We start from the raw sequence: 18,198 nt of genomic DNA on the forward strand, positions 1-18,198 counted from the left end.
AACCATGGCCCTGGCGTGGCAAAGCCCGGTCTACCTGGAAAGGAGGCGGCTTTTGGACCTTCTGCCCGAGGGGCCGGGCTTCGCCATCCACCTCGAGGCCCCCGCGGGCTTCGGCAAGAGCGTCCTGGCAGGGCAGCTGGCCGCCAGGCTCCCCTTGCGCACCCTTTGGGCCAGCGCCCTCCTGGGGGAGCCCAAGGCCCTCCTGGCCCGCTCCTTAGGCCTTCCCGAGGAAGTGCCCTGGGGGGCGGTGGTGGCGGCCTTGCAGGAGGTGCCCAGCCTGGTGGTCCTCGAGGACCTCAGCGGGCAGGAGGACCTTTCTCCCCTCCTGCGCACCCTCCCCTGCCTCCTGGTCCTGGCCAGCCGCAAACCCCTCCCCTACCCCGAGCTCCCCAAGCTCCTGGCGGAAGGGCGGCTGGTGCACCTGGGAGCGCAGGACCTGGCCTTCACCCCGGAGGAGGCCCAGACCCTCTTCGCGGGCCGGGAAGGGTGGGAGGAGGCCCACCGGGCCACGGGGGGCTGGCCCTTGCCCCTTTTCCTCTCGGCCCTCACCGGGGAGCCCCCAAAGCCCCAGGCCCTCCTCCAGGGCCTCAGGGAGAGCCTATCGCCGGAAGAGCTGCAAGAAGGCCTCCTCCTGGCCGCCCTGCCCTACCTGCCCCCAGCGCACGCCACCCCGGCCACGGAAAGCCTTTTCCAAAGGGGCCTCCTCCGCCGCCTCCCCCAGGGCTTCCGCCTGCACGACCTCCTGCGGGAAATGGCCCGGAAAAACCTCCTCCCCGAGGTGCAGGAGGCGGTGCGCCGGGCGGAGGGAAGGCTGCCTCCGGAGGTTCTGGCGGAGGCCTTCTATGAGGCCGAGCTCCACCGGGAGCTTCTGGAGCTCATGGAGCGGCCCATCCAGATAGACCTTCCTGCGGAACGGCTCCTCCGCTTCGCCGACCTCCTCAGGCAAGGAGGCCCCCGGGCCCATCTGCGCCTGGGAGAGGCCCTTCTCCAGTGCGGTAAGAAGGAGGGCTTCCCCCTTCTGGAGCCCTTGGCGGAGGCGGAAGACCCGAGGGTGGCCCTCACCGCCTGCGGCCACCTGGCCTACTACCTGGCGGAGCCCATGCTGGGCCAGAACCTCCCCCGGGCCTGGGCCTACCTGGAGCGGGGCCTGGGGCTCCTGGAGCGGGTGCCCGAAGAGCTCGCGGGCCGCTTCCTGAACGACGCCGCCCGGGTGCCCTACGAGGAGGGAAGGCCCGAGGAAGCCCTGGCCCTCCTGGAGGAGGCCCTGCGGCGCCTTCCCCCAAGTAGCCCCTTCCGCCCCAGCCCCCTCCTCAACCTGGCCCTCCTGGAGTTCGAGCTGAAAGGATCCCTTCTGAAGCGCATCGCGGCCCTGGAGGAAACCTTAGGCTCCCTGAGGGTCTCCCGCCCCTTTGTACTCCCCGGCCACCTGCGGGACCTGGGCCGGTTCTACCTCCTTTTGGGGGAACGGGAGAAGGCCCGGGACTACCTGAAGCGGGCGGCGGAGGAGCCCGGAAGCCCCCTGGCGAGCCTCGAGGCCCGGATGCTCCTCGCCCACCTGGAGGGGGATGCCGAAGCCCTCCGCCGCCTGGTGGCCCAGGCGGAGCTCTGGGAAAACCGCTACCTGGCGGACGAGGGCCGGGCCCTCCTGGCGGAGCTCACGGGGGACGAAGGCCTCCTTGGAGGCCTTTCCGGCTTCTTCCCCAGCCTGGCCCGGGCGCGGTTGCGCCAGGACCCTTCCCTCCTCCCCCCCTATCCGGAAGAGCGCCTGGAGCGGCTTTACTGGCAGGCCGCCCGCTACCGCCTCCTGCGGGAGGGGGGGGACCTGGAAGCCCTGATCTCCCTGACCGATGCCAGGGAAAGGGTCCTCCCCGGTCTCCTGCCCCTAGGCCTCCTCCCCCGGAACCGGCCGGAGCTGGCCCGGGCCTACCCCTTAGGGGAGGTGCTGCGAAGCGGCTGGAAAGAGGCCATCGCCCTCCGCCTCGAGGAAATCCCCCCCTTGAGGGTGATGGTCCTGGGCACCTTCCAGGTGCACACCCCCCTGGGGCCTGCAGAACTCCGGGGCAAGGCCAGGGAGGTCTTCGCCCTCCTCCTCCTGGGCCTGCCCCGGGAAGAGGTGGCCTTCGCCCTTTGGCCGGACATGCCTGAGGCGGCGGCCCTCAACAACCTCTACGTCTGGCTGGCCCGCCTGCGGAAGCTCCTGGAGCCCTGGGGGGTGGCCACCTACCTGGGGGAGGAGGGCCTAAAGAGGGTGGAGGCCGACCTCTTCGCCTTGGAGGAGGCCCTGCAACGGGAGGACGCAGAGAGGGCCCTGGCCCTTTACCGCGAGCCCCTCTTCTCCGGCCTGGACCACCCCCATCTGGACCGCAAGCGGGAGGAGGTCTTCCACCGGGTGCGGGCCCTTTTCCTGAAAAGGCGGGAACCCCGCCTCCTGGAACGCCTCTTGGAGCTGGACCCCCTGGACGAGGAGGCCCTCTTGTCCTTGGTGGAGCGCTGCCTGGAGCAAGGGCAAAGGGCCCGGGCGGAAAGGCTCCTGGAGGCCTACCGAAAGCGGCTTAAGGAGGAGCTGGGGGAAAGGGCTTCCCCCCAGGTGCAAGCCCTCCTCAGGCGCCTCCGGGGCTAGCCCCCAAAAGGAGCCCCTCTCCTTCCAGCTGGACCTCCTCCCCCGGCTCCAGGAGGAAGGTGGCAGGAGGAAGAAGGGCCTCCCCCGAAAGCCAGGCCTCCCCCTCCAGGAGGGTGAGGAGGAGGGCAAGGGGGGGCTTTAGCCGTAGCCGCCCCCGGAGGGGGAAGCGGTACAGCTGAAAGTAAGGGGTCTGGAGAAGGCGCTCCCCCCCCGCCACGGGCTCGGGGGCGAAGGCGGGCAGGGGGGTAGGCTCCAGGAGGGCCACCTCGAGGGCCTTCTCCAGGTGGAGCTCCCGGGGACGGCCGTAGTCGTAAAGCCGGTAGGTCAGGTCCGAGGGGGTCTGTACCTCGTAGACCCGCGTCCCCGGGCCCAGGGCGTGCACTACCCCCGCGGGGAGGTAGATCACCTGGCCCGGGGCCACCCGCACCCGGTGGAGCACCGCGTCCAGGGTACCCGCCTCAGCCCGTCGCCGCACCTCCTCCTGGCTCACCCGCCGGGCAAAGCCGTAGACGATCTCCCCCGGGGCAAGGACGTACCAGGCCTCGTACTTCCCGGGCTTTCCCTCCACCCTTTGGGCGTAGGCGTGGGGAGGGTGGACCTGCACGGAAAGCCAATCCGCCGGGTCCAAAAGCTTCACCAGAAGGGGCGCTTCCGCAAGCCACACCTCCCCCACCCCGGGGCCGAACCCCAGGGCGCTACCCCCCCAGACCCTTTCCACCGGCTTGGGGTTCAGGCGCCGCATGGGGGTTAGCATAAGGGGTATGCGCGACCTGGACCGCGAGGAAACCTACCTGGCCGACCGGCGGGGCCTGGCCCTAGAGCTTCGCGATCTGGTGGGCTCGGGGCCCGTGCCTAAGGAGGCCTACCCCGGCCCCCACGCCGCCTTGGGCTATGGGGAGGGCCACTTCGCCGCCCGGCTGTCCGGCCTTCCCGACTGGACGGAGGAGGGAACCCTGTTCGTGCTGGAGGGAGGGTACGACCTGGGAGAGGCCGCTGCCCTTTCCCTTCTGGCGGAAACGGAGCGGGTGCAGGTGGTCAAGGTGGGCCTCCGCCCCGGGGTTGAGGTCTACCTGTCCCCTAGCCCCCTGAACCCTTACCGCTACCTGCGCTTCCTCCTTCTGGCCACGGGACAGGAGGAAGCCCTCTCAGAGGTGGATAGGGCTTTGCTGGAGGAACGAAAACGCCTCACCCCGGAAATCCCCCTCGAGGAGAACCCCGCCAAGTTCCTGGCCTACACCCTGGTGGAGCGGATCCCCCTCCTCTACGCTCCCTTTTACCGTCCCTTGGAGGAAGCGGCGCAAAGCCTTTTCGCCCGCATCGGGAAAAGCCTGGCCCTCACCCCACCCCATAGCGCCCTGGAGTTTTTCCTCACGGGCCTCGAGGCCCGCCACGAGCAGGGAGACCCCCTGGCCGCCGTCCTCCTAGGGGAGGGGGAGGCGGTGAGGCTCGCCAAGGAAATCCTGGAAACCCGGGTGGACGCGGTGGCCGAGGTGCCCCCCCCGGAAGGCAGCCGCCTCGCCCAGGCGGTGGCCCTCTGGTACCGCCTGGCCTGGACCGCCTACTACCTGGCCCTCCTCTACGGGGTGGACCCCTCCGACCCCGAGGTGCTGGAGCGCCTGCGGGAGGCCACCTGATGCCACCCCACCCGGACTCCGTCAGGGTGGGGGCCCCGGTGAAACCCCCCCACCCCAGGCCGCGCAGGAGTGGGCGCCCTCCAAATACCGGGCTTGCCCTGCTTCCTCTCCTTGCGGCGGAGCGCACCGAACCTTAGGGGAGATCAGGCCCGTGGAAACACCCCCCTTTCCCAAACCGGAAAGCCTGGAAGCGGCCCTTGCCCTGCAGAGGGTCCTGGCCCAGCGGGTGGTCCTTGAGGGAAGCCTGGAGGGGGTGAGGCTCCTTGCCGCCTTGGACGCCTCCCATAAAAAGGGAAAGCCCCTGGTGGCGGTGGCGGTGCTCTACCACCTGGAGCGAGGCCCCCTCTTCGTGGGCCGGGGGAAGGTGCCGGAAGAGGAGCTCTTCCCCTACATCCCGGGCCTCCTCTCCTTCCGCGAGGCCCCCGCCTACCTGGAGGCCCTGAGGCACCTCCCTGAAGCCCCGGAGGCCCTCCTGGTGGACGGGCAGGGCATCGCCCACCCCCGGGGCCTGGGCATCGCCAGCCACCTGGGGGTGCACCTGGACCTGCCCAGCGTGGGGGTGGCGAAGAGCCTCCTCTTTGGCCGCCCGGAAGCCCCCCTCCCCCAGGAGGCGGGAAGCGCCGTAAGGCTCCTCTCCCCCCAAGGCCAGCCCTTGGGGTACGCCTACCGGAGCCGCACCGGGGTCAGGCCCCTCTTCGTCTCCCCAGGCCACCGCGTAGGCCTGGAAGAAGTCCTGGCCTTCGTGCGGCGCCTTCCCACCCGCTTCCGCCTCCCTGAGCCCCTGCGCCTGGCCCACCTCGAGGCGGGCCGAGCCTTGCGGGAAGCCGACCCGTAGACTATTCCCCGTGGAAGCCCACCAGCCCAACCCCGTCTACCAGGCCGCCTGGCACCTGGCCCGCTTCCTCCTCCACACCCTCTTCGGCTACCGCCTGGAAGGGGCGGAAAACGTTCCCCAAGAAGGCCCGGTCATCCTGGCGGCCAACCATCTTTCCATCCTGGACCCCATCGCCGTCGGGGCCGGGGTGCGGCGGCCCGTGAGCTTCCTGACCCGGGCCGACGTCTTCCGCCTGCCCCTCCTCTCCTGGCTCCTGCCCCGGCTTTACGCCATCCCCGTGGAGCGGGGCCAAAGCGATCTCTCGGCCATCAAAAGCGCCATCCGCGCCCTGGAGCGGGGCATGGCCTTCGGCATCTTCCCCGAAGGCACCCGCAGCCGCACGGGCAGGCTCCAGCCCTTCAAAACCGGGGTGGCGGCCATTGCCCTGCGCACGGGAAGCCCCGTGGTGCCCGTGGCGGTGGTGGGCACGGACGAGGCCTGGCCCGTGGGGCACAAGCTCTTCCGCCTTCGCCGTCCCATCCGGGTCATCTACGGCAAGCCCATTCCCGTTCCAAGGGTCGGCAAGATCTCCCACCCAGAGCTAGAAAGCCTGACCCAGGAAATAGAGGCTCGGGTACGGGAACTTCTCCCCCCCAGGTACCGCTAGAGGCAATGCTTTCGTTATCACACATTGCTATACTTAGCGGTAGAAAAAGCTCCCGCTATTGCGCGCCCGCGTTTTCGCGTGATATAGTCCCTGCGGAAGGGAAAAGACGAAGGAGGTGAAGAATGGCAGCAAAGAAAACGATCACGAAAGCGGACCTGGTGGATCAGGTGGCGGCCGCTACGGGCCTCAAGAAGAAGGACGTGAAGGCGGCGGTGGATGCGTTCCTCTCCAAGGTGGAAGAGGCTCTGGGCGGGGGCAACAAGGTCCAGCTCACGGGCTTCGGCACCTTTGAGGTGCGCAAGCGCAAGGCCCGCACCGGCGTGAAGCCCGGCACCAAGGAGAAGATCAAGATCCCGGCCACCCAGTACCCCGCCTTCAAGCCGGGCAAGGCCCTCAAGGAAAAGGTCAAGAAGTAGGCTATTCCCTTCCCCCGGGGGGCGCGTCCCCCCGGGCGTATCCTTTCCCCAGGCTCAGGCTCCGCCCAAGGCCCCTCCCGGCTTGACCTTGGGCACCACCCGGGGGGCTTCCCGCTCCTCCTTTTCCGTGGTTCTCTCCTCCTCTACGGGCAGGCCCTCCACCACCCGCTGGAACTCCTCGGCGGTGAGGGTTTCCCGCTCCAAGAGGGTCTCCGCCACCCGCTCTAGGATTTCCCGCTTTTCCTGGAGGAGGCTTTTCACCCGGCCATACTGCTCCTCGATGAGGCGGCGGACCGCCTCGTCGATGCGCTTGGCGGTCTCCTCGGAGTACTGGCGCACGTCGTACCCGCCCAGGTAGGTGTCCTCCCGCAGGGCATAGGCCACGGGGCCAAACTCGGGGTGCATGCCCCACTCGGTGATCATGCGCCGGGCCAGCTCCGTGGCCTGGCGGAAGTCGTTCTCCGCCCCCGTGGTCACATCGTCAAAGATGAGCTCCTCCGCCGCCCGCCCGGCCAGGGCCACGGCGATCTGGTCCAGGAGGCGGTTCCGGCTCCAGTGGAGCATGTCCTCCCGCCGGGGCATCATGAAGCCTAGAGCCCGGCCCCGGGGCACGATGGTCACCTTGTGCACCCCGTCCGCATGCTCCAGGAAGTGGGCGGCCAGGGCGTGGCCCGCTTCGTGGTAGGCGGTGATCCGGCGGTCGCGGGGGGTGAGGACCAGGCTCTTCTTGGCCGGGCCCATCATGACCCGGTCGGCGGCCTCCTCGAGGTCCTTCATGCTGATCTTCTTCCGCCCCTCCCGGGCGGCGAGGAGAGCCGCCTCGTTCAGGAGGTTCTCCAGGTCCGCCCCCACGAAGCCCGGGGTGCGCTTGGCCAAAAGGGCCAGGTCCACATCCTCCGCCAGGGGCTTGCCCCGGGCGTGGATGCGGAGGATCTGCTCCCTGCCCCTCACGTCGGGGGCATCGATGGCCACCTGCCGGTCAAAGCGGCCGGGGCGCAGGAGGGCCGGGTCCAGGACGTCGGGGCGGTTGGTGGCGGCCATGACGATGATGGTGGAGTCCTTCTCAAAGCCGTCCATCTCCACCAGGAGCTGGTTCAGGGTCTGCTCCCGCTCGTCGTTGCCGCCCCCCACACCCCCGCCCCGCCTGCGGCCCACGGCATCGATCTCGTCGATGAAGACGATGCAGGGTGCGTGGCGCTTGGCGGTTTCAAAGAGGTCCCGCACCCGGGCGGCCCCCACCCCCACGAACATCTCCACGAAGTCCGAACCGCTGGCGGTGATGAAGGGCACCTTGGCCTCCCCGGCCACCGCCCGGGCGATGTGGGTCTTGCCCACCCCCGGCGGCCCCACCAGGAGGACCCCCTTGGGGATCCTGGCTCCCAGCTCATGGAAGCGGGCAGGGTTTTTCAGGAACTCCACGATCTCCTTGAGCTCCTCCTTAGCCTCCTCGGCCCCGGCCACGTCCTTGAAGGTGACCTTGGGGGCCTCGGTGAGCACCTTGGCCCGGCTCTTGGTGAAGCTAAACGCGGAGTCGGAAGGGCCGGTGCGCCCGCTGCGGGAGAAGTAGAAGAGGGCCCCCACCAAAAGGCCCACCAGGAGGAGGGGCCAGAGGAAGCCGAAGGGGCTTTGGCCCGCTGGAGGCTCCACCCGCACGCTCACGCCCTTTTTGGTCCAGGCGGCGAGGGTTTCGTTGTCCAAGGGGCTGGCGGCGTAGGTGGTGAAGGTGGAGCCGTCCTCCAGGGTTCCCTGGATGCGGGTTTCTCCCGCCCGCACCACCACCTCCTTCACCCTGCCCCCTTGCAGGTCCTCGAGGAACGTGGTGTAGTTCACCACCCCGCCTTGGCCGCCCATGGTGCCCGCCAGGCTGAAGGCCCAGGCCAGGAGGAGCAAGCCCAGGACGAATACCAGGAAGTTCAGGGGAAGCCGGGACATGTCTTCCCTTAGGGTACACGCCGGAAGGTCTTTCCGGGTAGCCTAGGCCACCATGACACAATCAGGCTCAACTCTCTTGACGTGCTCATATCGGCTGGTTTATGCTTGGTACGAGAGGTGAGGCCATGGCAAAGGCAGTAGGCATTGACCTGGGAACGACCAACAGCGTGATTGCCGTCATGGAGGGCGGCAAGCCCGTGGTTCTGGAAAACGCCGAGGGGGAGCGCACCACCCCCAGCGTGGTGGCCTTCCGGGATGGCGAAACCCTGGTGGGCCGCATGGCCAAGCGCCAGGCAGTCCTAAACCCGGAGGGCACCGTTTTTGAGATCAAGCGCTTCATCGGCCGCCGTTTTGAGGAGGTGCAGGAGGAGGCCAAGCGGGTGCCCTACAAGGTGGTCCCCGGGCCCGATGGCGGGGTGAGGGTGGAGATCAAGGGCAAGCTCTACACCCCCGAGGAGATCAGCGCCATGGTCCTCCGCAAGCTGGTGGAGGACGCCTCCAAGAAGCTGGGTGAGAAGATCACCAAGGCGGTGATCACCGTGCCCGCCTACTTCAACAACGCCCAGCGGGAGGCCACGGCCAACGCTGGGCGCATCGCGGGCCTCGAGGTCCTGCGCATCATCAACGAGCCCACCGCGGCCGCCTTGGCCTACGGCCTGGACAAGAAGGGGAACGAGACCGTCTTGGTCTTCGACCTGGGGGGCGGCACCTTTGACGTGACGGTGCTGGAGATCGGCGAAGGGGTCTTTGAGGTGAAGTCCACCTCCGGGGACACCCACCTGGGCGGCAGCGACATGGACCACGCCATCGTGAACTGGCTGGCCGAGGAGTTCAAGCGGGAGTACGGGGTGGACCTCAAGGCGGACCGCCAGGCCCTCCAGCGCCTCATCGAGGCGGCGGAAAAGGCCAAGATCGAGCTTTCCAGCACCTTGGAAACCACGATAAGCCTCCCCTTCATCGCCCTGGACCCCGCCAGCAAGACGCCCCTGCACCTGGAGAAGCGGCTCACCCGGGCCAAGTTTGAGGAGCTGATCGAGCCCCTTCTGAAGCGCCTCCGCGCGCCTGTGGAGCAGGCCCTGAAGGACGCGGGGCTCTCCCCGAGCCAGATCGACGAGGTCATCCTGGTGGGCGGGGCCACCCGGGTGCCCGCGGTGCAGCGGGTGGTGAAGGAGCTTTTGGGCAAGGAGCCCAACCGCTCCGTGAACCCCGACGAGGTGGTGGCCATGGGGGCCGCCATCCAGGCTGGGGTGCTGATGGGCGAGGTGCGGGACGTGGTCCTCCTGGACGTCACCCCCCTCTCCTTGGGGGTGGAGACCAAGGGCGGGGTGATGACCGTCCTCATCCCCCGGAACACCACCATCCCCACCCGCAAGTGCGAGATCTTCACCACCGCAGAGCACAACCAGACGGCGGTGGAGGTCCACGTCCTCCAGGGCGAGCGCCCCATGGCCCAAGACAACAAGAGCCTGGGCCGCTTCCGCCTCGAGGGCATCCCCCCCATGCCCGCCGGGGTACCGCAGATCGAGGTCTGCTTTGACATCGACGCCAACGGCATCCTCCACGTGACCGCCAAGGAGAAATCCACCGGCAAGGAAGCCTCCATCACCATCCAGAACACCACCACCCTCTCGGAAGAGGAGATCCAGCGCATGATCGAGGAGGCCCAGCGCCACGCAGAGGAGGACCGCCGCCGCAAGGAGCATGCCGAGCTCAAGAACGCCCTGGACACCGCCCGCATCCAGGCCGAGCGGCTTCTTGGGGAAAAGCAAGGCACCCCCGAGGCCCGCTCCCGCCTGGAGGCCGCGGTCCAGCGGGCCAAGGAGCTGGTGGAAAAGGACGCTTCCGACCCTGAACTGAAGGCGGCCACCCAGGAGCTCTTGCAGGCGGTGGAGGCCTACGAGAAAAGCGCCTCGACCCCTGGGGCCTCGGGCCGCGGCCCCGACGACGTCATCGACGCCGACTACAAGCCCGCCGAGTAAGGGGGGCTTGGCCTGGCCCCGCCCTCCCAGGCGGGGCCCCCACCGGGAGGAAGCATGGAGAAAGAGCAAGAACACCTGCAAGCCGAGCAGGCCTCGAGGGTGGAAGAAGACCTCCAGGCGGTGGCCCAAGAGGCCCAAGCCTTGGAAGAGCGCCTCAAGGCCGCCGAGGAGGAGCTTACCGCCTTCAAAGACCGCTACCTGCGCCTCCTCGCCGATTTTGACAACTACCGCAAGCGCATGGAGGAGGAGCTGAAGGCCCGGGAGCAGGAGGGCCTCCTCAAGGCCCTGCGGGCGCTTTTACCCATCCTGGACGACCTGGACCGGGCCCTGGAGTTCGCCCAGGCCAACCCCGAAAGCATCCTCCAGGGGGTCAAGGCCGTGCGGGAAGGTTTCTTCCGCATCCTGGCGGGGATGGGAGTGGAGGAGGTGCCGGGAGAGGGAGAGGCCTTCAACCCCCGCTACCACGAGGCCATCGGCCTCCTCCCCGGGGAGCCCGGCAAGGTGGCCCGGGTCTTCCAGCGGGGCTTCCGCCTGGGGGAGGCCCTGGTGCGCCCGGCACGGGTGGCGGTGGGAGAGGAGAAAAACCCTGAGGAAGAGGGCGTGGAGTAGGCCATGAAGGACTACTACGCCATTCTGGGCGTTCCGAGAAACGCCACGCAGGAGGAGATCAAGCGGGCCTACAAGCGCCTGGCCCGCCAGTACCACCCCGACGTCAATAAGAGCCCTGAGGCGGAGGAGCGGTTCAAGGAGATCAACGAGGCCTACGCCGTCCTTTCCGACCCGGAAAAGCGCAAGCTCTACGACACCTACGGCACCGCCACCCCACCCCCGCCCCCACCCCCCGGGGGGTACGACTTCTCGGGGTTTGAGGTGGAGGACTTCTCCGACTTCTTCCAGGAGCTCTTCGGCGGGGGGCTCTTTGGGGGCATGGGCCGCAGGGCCCGTCCCCGGAAAGGCCGCGTTCTCCGGGCCGAGCTGGCCCTGACCCTGGAGGAGGCCTTCTGGGGCGGGGAAAAGGTGCTGGAGGTGGGAGGCAGGCGCGTTTCCGTGAAGATCCCTCCTGGGGTCCAGGAGGGAAGCGTCCTGCGCCTTCCCGGCATGGGGGGCCCTGGGGAGCCGCCGGGGGACCTTCTCCTCACCGTGCGGCTCCTCCCCCACCCCGTGTTCCGCCTCGAGGGCCAGGATCTCTACGCCACCTTGGACGTGCCTGCGCCCATCGCCGTGGTGGGGGGCAAGGTGCGGGCCCCTACCCTGGAAGGCCCGGTGGAGGTCACCATCCCCCCTAAGACCCAGGCGGGAAGGAAGCTTAGGCTCAAGGGCAAGGGCTTCCCCGAGCCCCATGGCCGGGGCGACCTCTACCTGGAGGTGCGCATCGTCATCCCCGAGCATCTCTCCCCGGAGGAGGAAGCCCTTTGGCGGAAGCTAGCGGAGGTGCACCATGCTCGCGCGTAGCGAGTGGCTCTCCCTCGAGACCCTGGCGGCCTACGGCCTCTCCTTGGGCGCGGTGCGGGCCTACGTGGAGATCGGCTTTGTGGAGCCCTTGGAAGTGGGGGATGCTTGGTACTTCCGGGAAGAGGACCTTTTCCGCATGCTCAAGGCGGAGCGCATCCGCCGCGACCTGGGGGCCAACCTCATCGGGGCCGCCCTGGTGGTGGAGATCCTGGAGCGCCGCTAAACCGGGACATCCTTACTTTTCCCTTCCCCCTACAATAGGGCTAAAGCGCTTCCTTCCTCTCGGTCCGCGCGTTCCCCCTCTCCCTATCTCCCAGAGTTCATTTACAACTATCTTGACATTAGCTTTATCAAGCGATATGCTTGAGTTAGCAGGAGGCAAGGGGTATGAACCTGGAACGCTGGACACAAGCCGCCCGCGAAACCCTGGCCCAGGCGCAGGTCCTGGCCCGGCAGATGCAGCACCAAGCCATCGACCTGCCCCACCTTTGGGCGGTGCTCCTGCGGGATCCCTCCGGCCTGGCCTGGAGGCTTTTGGAAAAGGCCGGGGTAGACCCCAAGGCCTTGAAGGAGAGCCAAGAGAAGGAGCTTGCCCGCCTGCCCCGGGTGGAGGGGGCGGAGGGCGGGCAGTACCTGACCCCCCGGCTCTCCGGGGTTTTTGGCCGGGCCGAGGCCCTCATGGAGGAGCTTAAGGACCGCTTCGTGGCCCTGGACACCCTGGTCCTGGCCCTGGCGGAGGCCACCCCCGGCCTCCCAGGGCTGGAAGCCTTGAAGAAGGCCCTGCAAGAACTCAGAGGAGGTAAGACCGTGCAGACGGAACACGCGGAAAGCACCTACAACGCCCTGGAGCAGTACGGCATCGACCTGACCCGGCTCGCCGCCGAGGGCAAGCTGGACCCGGTCATCGGCCGCGACGAGGAGATAAGGCGCACCATCCAGATCCTCCTCCGCCGCACCAAGAACAACCCCGTGCTCATCGGCGAGCCGGGGGTGGGCAAAACCGCCATCGTGGAGGGCCTGGCCCAGCGGATCGTGAAGGGGGATGTGCCGGAAGGCTTAAAGGGCAAGCGCATCATCTCCTTGCAGATGGGCTCCCTGCTGGCCGGAGCCAAGTACCGGGGGGAGTTTGAGGAGCGCCTGAAGGCGGTGATCCAGGAGGTGGTGCAAAGCCAAGGGGAGATCATCCTCTTCATCGACGAGCTCCACACCGTGGTGGGCGCGGGTAAAGCCGAAGGTGCGGTGGATGCGGGCAACATGCTGAAGCCCGCCCTGGCCCGGGGGGAGCTCAGGCTCATCGGGGCCACCACCCTGGACGAGTACCGGGAGATCGAGAAGGACCCCGCCCTGGAAAGGCGCTTCCAGCCCGTCTACGTGGACGAGCCCAGCGTGGAGGACACCATCTCCATCCTGCGGGGCATCAAGGAGAAGTACGAGGTGCACCACGGGGTGCGCATCTCCGACCCGGCCATCGTGGCGGCGGCGGTCCTCTCCCACCGCTACATCACGGAAAGGCGCCTCCCCGACAAGGCCATCGACCTCATCGATGAGGCGGCGGCCCGCCTGCGCATGGCCCTGGAAAGCGCCCCAGAGGCCATCGATACCCTGGAGCGCAAGAAGCTCCAGCTGGAGATTGAGCGTGAGGCCCTCAAGAAGGAGAAGGACCCCGACTCCCTGGAGCGCCTGAAGGCCATCGAAGGGGAGATCGCCACCCTCACCCAGGAGATCGAAAAGCTCAAAAGGGAGTGGGAGGCGGAGCGGGAAGTCCTGAAGCGGCTCCGCGAGGCCCAGCACCGCCTGGACGAGGTAAGGCGGCAGATCGAGCTGGCCGAACGCCAGTACGATCTGAACCGGGCCGCCGAGCTCCGCTACGGGGAGCTTCCCCGCCTCGAGGCCGAGGTGGAAGCCCTTTCCGAGCAACTTAAAAACGCCCGCTTCGTGCGCCTGGAGGTGACGGAGGAGGACATTGCCGAGGTGGTCTCCCGCTGGACGGGGATCCCCGTGGCCAAACTCCTGGAAGGAGAAAGGGAGAAGCTTTTGCGCCTGGAGGACGAGCTCCACAAGCGGGTGGTGGGCCAGGAAGAGGCCATCCGCGCCGTGGCCGACGCCATAAGGCGGGCCCGGGCGGGCCTCAAGGACCCGAACCGCCCCATCGGGAGCTTCCTCTTCCTGGGCCCCACGGGGGTGGGCAAGACCGAGCTGGCCAAGACCCTGGCCGCCACCCTCTTCGACACCGAGGAGGCCATGGTGCGCATCGACATGACGGAGTACATGGAAAAGCACGCCGTTTCCCGCCTCATCGGGGCCCCGCCCGGCTACGTGGGCTACGAGGAGGGGGGGCAGCTCACCGAGGCGGTTCGGCGGCGGCCCTACACCGTCATCCTCTTTGACGAGATCGAGAAAGCCCACCCCGACGTCTTCAACATCCTCCTGCAGATCCTGGACGACGGCCGCCTCACCGACTCCCACGGGCGCACGGTGGACTTCCGCAACACCGTCATCATCCTCACCTCCAACCTGGGTAGCCCCTTGATCCTCGAGGGCATCCAAAAGGGCTGGCCCTACGAGCGCATCCGGGAGGAGGTCTTCACCGTCTTGCAACGGCACTTCCGCCCCGAGTTCCTGAACCGCCTGGACGAGATCGTGGTCTTCAGGCCCCTCACCAAGGAGCAGATCCGCGAGATCGTGGAGATCCAGCTCCAGGGCCTCCGGGCTCGCCTGGCGGAGAAGCGCATCACCCTGGAGCTCACCGAAGGGGCCAAGGACTTCCTGGCCGAAAGGGGCTTCGACCCCGTCTTCGGCGCCCGGCCTCTCAAGCGGGTGATCGGGCGGGAGCTGGAAACCCCCCTGGCCAAGAAGATCCTGGCCGGAGAGGTGAAGGAAGGCGACAAGGTGGTGGTGGACGCAGGTCCCTCGGGCCTTACCTTCCGCACCACCGAGCCCATAGAGGCGTAGAAAGGAGGCCCCATGGACGTGGCGGAGGTGCTCAAGAAGGCCTACCAGGACGAACTTTTGGATGCCCTTCGGGCGGAGAGGGCCGCGGAGGGGGTGCCCTACCCCCACCTGAAGGCCCTCCTCCTGGAGGTGGCCAAGCGGGAGCGGACCCACGCCGAGGCCCTGGCGGAGGCTCTCCACCGCTGGAAGGTTCCCATTCCACCCACCCCTAGGGTGGAGGAAGCCGGATGGGAGGCCATGCTCCGCCTTCTCTCCGAAGAAGGCTTTGATCGGGCCTACTACCTGGAAAGCACCTTCCCCGACCCGGAGCTGGAAGCCCTCTTCACCCGGTTGGGCCAGGAGGAGAGCCTCAACCAAGAGGCCGTGCGCAAGGTGGTGGCCCTTTTGGGAGGTGGTCTATGATCGGGAAGGAAGACGTTCGGCGCATCAAGGAAAGCCTGGCCCTCGAGGAAGGGCCGGTCCTCTCCCTCTACTTGGACATCAACCCTGCCAAGCCGGAAAACAGCAACCGGGCCTACGCCCTAAGGGCCAAGGATGCCATGAAGGCCCTGGGGGTGGCCAAAGAACTCCAGGAAAGGGTCCTGGAGGTGCTGAAGAACCAGGTCCTCGAGGCCAAGACCGCCGTGTTCTTCGTGGGAGAAAAGCTCTTTGAAACCCTGCTCCTCCAGGTGGAGCTCCCCTTGGTCTCCAGCCTCAAAACCACCTTCCTGGGAGAGGAAGAGCATCGCCTCCTCACGGACGGCGCCCTGGCCCACTACGGCGAACCCTTCCTCCTGCCCCTTCTCTATGCCCTGGACGAGTACGAGCGCTACGGCGTGGTCTACTTGGACCAGGAGCGCTGGCGGGTCTTCGAGATCTTCTTGGGCGAGGTGGCGGAGGTGGGCGACGCCTTCTTGGCCCTGGACACGGAAGCCTGGCGCAGGCTCTCCCTGGACGCCCCCGGGCGGCGCTTCAACCTGGGGGGCATCTCCCGGGGCGGAGCCGGCCAGGACCTCTTCGCCAAGCGCCTGGCCGCCTGGGAGGAGCGCTTTTACAAGACCCTGAGCCACGAGCTGGAAAAGATGGTCCAGGAAAAAGGGTTCACCCGCCTGGTGCTCATGGGTCCGGAGGAGCACACCAAGCTCTTCCTGGGCTACCTGCCCAAGCGCCTGAAGGAAAGGGTGGTCACCCTCCTGCCCTCCTTGCCCCACCCTGGAGCCACGCCGGGCGAGGTGCTCAAGCGGCTGGAGCCCGTTTTGGAGGAAGCAGAGCGCCGGGGAGAGGTAGAACTCCTGAAGAAGCTTGAAGAAGCCTATCCCAAGGCGGTCTTTGGCCCGGAGGTCCTGGAAAGGGTTCAGGAGGGCCGGGTGGAGCTCTGGGTGCTTCCCTGGCACCTGGACCAGGCCGTGTACGCCTGCGATGGCGTGTTCTTCTCCGAAGAGGCCAGGGCCTTAGCTTACTGCCAGAACCCCGAGGCCAAGCCCCTGGCCCTGATCCTGCCCGAACTGGCGGCGGGCTACGCCGCCAAGCTGGAGTTCGTGCGGGGAGAAGCGGAGAAGGAGCTTCTGGAGCGCGGAGGCATGGCCGCGCTCCTGAGGTGGTGAGGAGGTGAGGAAGATGGTGCGGTTTGATCCTTTTAGGGAGCTGGAGGAGTTGCAGGAGCGTTTGGCAAGGGTCTTCGGCGCCACCCCCCAGCAGGGGCCCAGGGTGTACGCCCCGCCGGTGGACGTGCTGGAGGACGAGGCAGGCCTGCACGTGCTGGTCTACCTTCCCGGGGTGGACCCCGAGAAGGTGGAGGTGGTGGCCGAGGAAGGCGTGCTTTCCGTGAAGGCGGAGCGGCCCTTCGAGAAGCGGGAGAACGTGACCTACCACCGCCTGGAAGGCCCCTACGGCACCTTCGCCCGGAACTTCAACGTGCCTAGCACCTTTGACCTCTCCCGGGTGCAGGCCCGCTTCCGCCACGGGGTCTTGCACCTCCTCGTGCCCAAGGCCGAGGAAAGCAAGCCCAAGAGGATCCAGGTGCAGGTGGAATAGGAGGTGAGGTATGCGGCGGACCACGCGGTACATCCTGGCCACTTCCAACCCCATGGGCGACCTCGAGGCCCTGGAGAAGCTGGTGAAGCTGGCCCCGGACACTGGGGCAGACGCCCTCGCCCTAGTGGGCAACCTCATGCCCAAGACGGCGAAAAGCCGCGACTACGCCGCCTTCTTCCGCATCCTTTCCGAGGCTCATCTCCCCACCGCCTACATCCCCGGGCCCCAGGACGCCCCCATCTGGGAATACCTCCGGGAGGCTGCCAACATCGAGCTGGTGCGGCCCGAGATGCGCAACGTCCACGAGACCTTCACCTTCTGGAAGGGACCCTACCTGGTGGCCGGAGTAGGCGGGGAGATCACCGATGACGGCGAGCCCGAGGAACACGAAGCCCTGCGCTACCCCGCCTGGGTGGCGGAATACCACCTGAAGGCCCTTTGGGACCTGAAGGACTACCCCAAGATCTTCCTCTTCTACACCAATCCCTACCACAAGGGCCTTGGGGAAGGGGGGTCCCATGAGGTGGCCCACCTGGTCAAGACCCACAACCCCCTGGTGGTGATCACCGCCGGTAAGGGGCAGAAGCACGAGATGCTGGGGGCAAGCTGGGTGGTGGTGCCGGGCGACCTCTCCGAGGGTGAGTACAGCCTCCTGGACCTGCGGGCGAGGAAGCTGGAAACCGGAAACGTGCGCTAGGCCCCGGGGGCCCCGCCTGAAGGCGGGGCCCTATGCTCCTAAAAGGAGGTCAAGATGTTGGAGAAGCTTTGGCCCTTCGGCCGGAACCGGGTGCGCAAGGCCTTTGAGGAAGCTTTGGAAAAGGCCTTTAAGGAGACGGGGGAGCTCCTGGAGCCCCTTTCCGAGTTGCAGGAGCACGAGGACCACTACCTCCTCCGGGTGGAGGTGCCGGGCTTGGGCCCCGAGAACCTGGAGGTGCGCCTGGAAGGGGACCAGCTGGTGGTGGAGGGAGAAAAGCGGGAGGAAAAGCGCACCAAGCACCTCTCAGAAATCGTCTACGGCAGGATCTACCGCGCTTATCTCCTCCCCAAGGACGCCAAGAAGGAAGGCCTCGAGGCCAAGCTCCACAAGGGCGTGCTGGAGGTGAGAATCCCCCGGGAGAAGCGCCCCCCTGAGCCTCCGGTGAGGATCCCCGTGCAAGAAGGCTAAGAGATCCACCAACCCTTGGCTCTGCGCCTTGGGTTGGTGGTTTCTTTATCAGGTATCTTGACACTATCGTTATCAACTCCTATCCTGAAGTCAGGAGGTGAGCAGGTATGTTGATGAAAGCAGCCGAGTTTGAAAAGCTCTTCCGCCTGGCGGCGGGACTGGACGTGGACAAGAACGACCTCAAACGCCTTTCCGACTTTCTGAGGAACAAGGTCTACGACCTTCTAGTGGTGGCCGAGCGCCACGCCAAGTACAACGGCCGGGACATCATCCTTGAGCCCGACCTTCCCCTCACCAAGGGGCTCCAGGAAACCCTCAAGGAGTTCCGGACCATGGACACCACCCTGGAGCTCACACCCGTGCTGGACGCCTTAGCCGCTTTACCCCCCCTAGACCTGGAGATCTCCGAGGACGTGCGTAACCTGCTTCCCGAGGTGGCCGGGGCCCTGGTGGTGGCTTACGCCCGGGTGCTCAAGGAGCTGGATCCCAAGCTCAAAAACCCCCAGACCGAGCACCACGAGCGGGCCGAGCGGGTTTTCAACCTCCTGCTCTAG

General features: G+C 67.2%; 18 protein-coding genes. 16 read left to right on the forward strand and 2 right to left on the reverse strand.

Annotation, left to right across the window (positions count from 1 at the left end; translation table 11 throughout):
• Nucleotides 1-4: 4 nt before the first annotated feature.
• Complete coding sequence (locus tag L1088_RS08245; RefSeq protein ID WP_234554502.1) at nucleotides 5-2,620, forward strand: AfsR/SARP family transcriptional regulator; 2,616 nt, start codon at nucleotides 5-7, stop codon at nucleotides 2,618-2,620.
• Here L1088_RS08245 and L1088_RS08250 read toward each other — a convergent pair.
• Complete coding sequence (locus tag L1088_RS08250; RefSeq protein WP_135259596.1) at nucleotides 2,601-3,362, reverse strand: class I mannose-6-phosphate isomerase; 762 nt, start codon at nucleotides 3,360-3,362, stop codon at nucleotides 2,601-2,603. The two genes, L1088_RS08245 and L1088_RS08250, sit on opposite strands and share 20 nt — an antisense overlap.
• A gap of 19 nt (nucleotides 3,363-3,381) precedes the next feature.
• On the opposite strand from L1088_RS08250, the gene L1088_RS08255 reads away from it, so the two are divergent.
• The 4 genes from L1088_RS08255 (at nucleotide 3,382) to L1088_RS08270 (ending at nucleotide 6,151) form a co-directional block, all read left to right on the forward strand.
• Nucleotides 3,382-4,254, forward strand: a complete 873-nt coding sequence (locus tag L1088_RS08255) for an SIS domain-containing protein (protein ID WP_135343064.1) — start codon at nucleotides 3,382-3,384, stop codon at nucleotides 4,252-4,254.
• 151 nt (nucleotides 4,255-4,405) lie between these two features.
• The gene (locus L1088_RS08260) at nucleotides 4,406-5,089 is read left to right on the forward strand and encodes an endonuclease V (RefSeq protein ID WP_234554503.1); all 684 of its coding nucleotides are present in this window, start codon (nucleotides 4,406-4,408) and stop codon (nucleotides 5,087-5,089) included.
• Nucleotides 5,090-5,099: 10 nt separating this feature from the next.
• Nucleotides 5,100-5,735 (forward strand): lysophospholipid acyltransferase family protein, encoded by a 636-nt coding sequence (locus L1088_RS08265; protein ID WP_234554504.1) that lies wholly within the window; start codon nucleotides 5,100-5,102, stop codon nucleotides 5,733-5,735.
• Between the two features lie 122 nt (nucleotides 5,736-5,857).
• Nucleotides 5,858-6,151: an HU family DNA-binding protein gene (locus tag L1088_RS08270; RefSeq protein ID WP_234554505.1), complete on the forward strand. Its 294-nt coding sequence runs from the start codon at nucleotides 5,858-5,860 to the stop codon at nucleotides 6,149-6,151.
• Nucleotides 6,152-6,205: 54 nt separating this feature from the next.
• On the opposite strand, the gene ftsH is transcribed toward L1088_RS08270, so the two are convergent.
• On the reverse strand, nucleotides 6,206-8,083 hold the full coding sequence (gene ftsH, locus L1088_RS08275) for an ATP-dependent zinc metalloprotease FtsH (protein ID WP_234554506.1): 1,878 nt from the start codon (nucleotides 8,081-8,083) through the stop codon (nucleotides 6,206-6,208).
• A gap of 125 nt (nucleotides 8,084-8,208) precedes the next feature.
• On the opposite strand from ftsH, the gene dnaK reads away from it, so the two are divergent.
• The 11 genes from dnaK (at nucleotide 8,209) to L1088_RS08330 (ending at nucleotide 18,198) form a co-directional block, all read left to right on the forward strand.
• On the forward strand, nucleotides 8,209-10,062 hold the full coding sequence (gene dnaK, locus L1088_RS08280; protein WP_234554507.1) for a molecular chaperone DnaK: 1,854 nt from the start codon (nucleotides 8,209-8,211) through the stop codon (nucleotides 10,060-10,062).
• 54 nt (nucleotides 10,063-10,116) lie between these two features.
• Nucleotides 10,117-10,671: a nucleotide exchange factor GrpE gene (gene gprE, locus L1088_RS08285; protein WP_234554508.1), complete on the forward strand. Its 555-nt coding sequence runs from the start codon at nucleotides 10,117-10,119 to the stop codon at nucleotides 10,669-10,671.
• A 3-nt stretch (nucleotides 10,672-10,674) separates the two neighbouring features.
• Complete coding sequence (locus L1088_RS08290) at nucleotides 10,675-11,514, forward strand: DnaJ C-terminal domain-containing protein (protein WP_234554509.1); 840 nt, start codon at nucleotides 10,675-10,677, stop codon at nucleotides 11,512-11,514.
• Nucleotides 11,501-11,737: a chaperone modulator CbpM gene (locus L1088_RS08295; RefSeq protein WP_234554510.1), complete on the forward strand. Its 237-nt coding sequence runs from the start codon at nucleotides 11,501-11,503 to the stop codon at nucleotides 11,735-11,737. Before L1088_RS08290 ends, L1088_RS08295 begins: the two co-directional genes overlap by 14 nt.
• 164 nt (nucleotides 11,738-11,901) lie before the next feature.
• Nucleotides 11,902-14,466 (forward strand): ATP-dependent chaperone ClpB, encoded by a 2,565-nt coding sequence (clpB, locus tag L1088_RS08300; RefSeq protein WP_234554511.1) that lies wholly within the window; start codon nucleotides 11,902-11,904, stop codon nucleotides 14,464-14,466.
• Between the two features lie 12 nt (nucleotides 14,467-14,478).
• On the forward strand, nucleotides 14,479-14,868 hold the full coding sequence (locus tag L1088_RS08305) for a ferritin family protein (protein ID WP_234554512.1): 390 nt from the start codon (nucleotides 14,479-14,481) through the stop codon (nucleotides 14,866-14,868).
• The gene (locus L1088_RS08310) at nucleotides 14,865-16,049 is read left to right on the forward strand and encodes a VLRF1 family aeRF1-type release factor (RefSeq protein WP_234554513.1); all 1,185 of its coding nucleotides are present in this window, start codon (nucleotides 14,865-14,867) and stop codon (nucleotides 16,047-16,049) included. Before L1088_RS08305 ends, L1088_RS08310 begins: the two co-directional genes overlap by 4 nt.
• Nucleotides 16,050-16,062: 13 nt before the next feature.
• Nucleotides 16,063-16,479, forward strand: coding sequence for an Hsp20/alpha crystallin family protein (locus L1088_RS08315; protein ID WP_234554539.1), 417 nt, complete (start codon nucleotides 16,063-16,065; stop codon nucleotides 16,477-16,479).
• 10 nt (nucleotides 16,480-16,489) lie between these two features.
• Nucleotides 16,490-17,176: a metallophosphoesterase family protein gene (locus tag L1088_RS08320; protein WP_234554514.1), complete on the forward strand. Its 687-nt coding sequence runs from the start codon at nucleotides 16,490-16,492 to the stop codon at nucleotides 17,174-17,176.
• Between the two features lie 54 nt (nucleotides 17,177-17,230).
• Nucleotides 17,231-17,644, forward strand: a complete 414-nt coding sequence (locus L1088_RS08325) for an Hsp20/alpha crystallin family protein (RefSeq protein ID WP_038041530.1) — start codon at nucleotides 17,231-17,233, stop codon at nucleotides 17,642-17,644.
• 107 nt (nucleotides 17,645-17,751) lie between these two features.
• Nucleotides 17,752-18,198, forward strand: a complete 447-nt coding sequence (locus L1088_RS08330) for a DUF1931 family protein (RefSeq protein WP_234554515.1) — start codon at nucleotides 17,752-17,754, stop codon at nucleotides 18,196-18,198.

Source organism: Thermus caliditerrae (assembly GCF_021462525.1).
Lineage (GTDB): Bacteria > Deinococcota > Deinococci > Deinococcales > Thermaceae > Thermus > Thermus caliditerrae.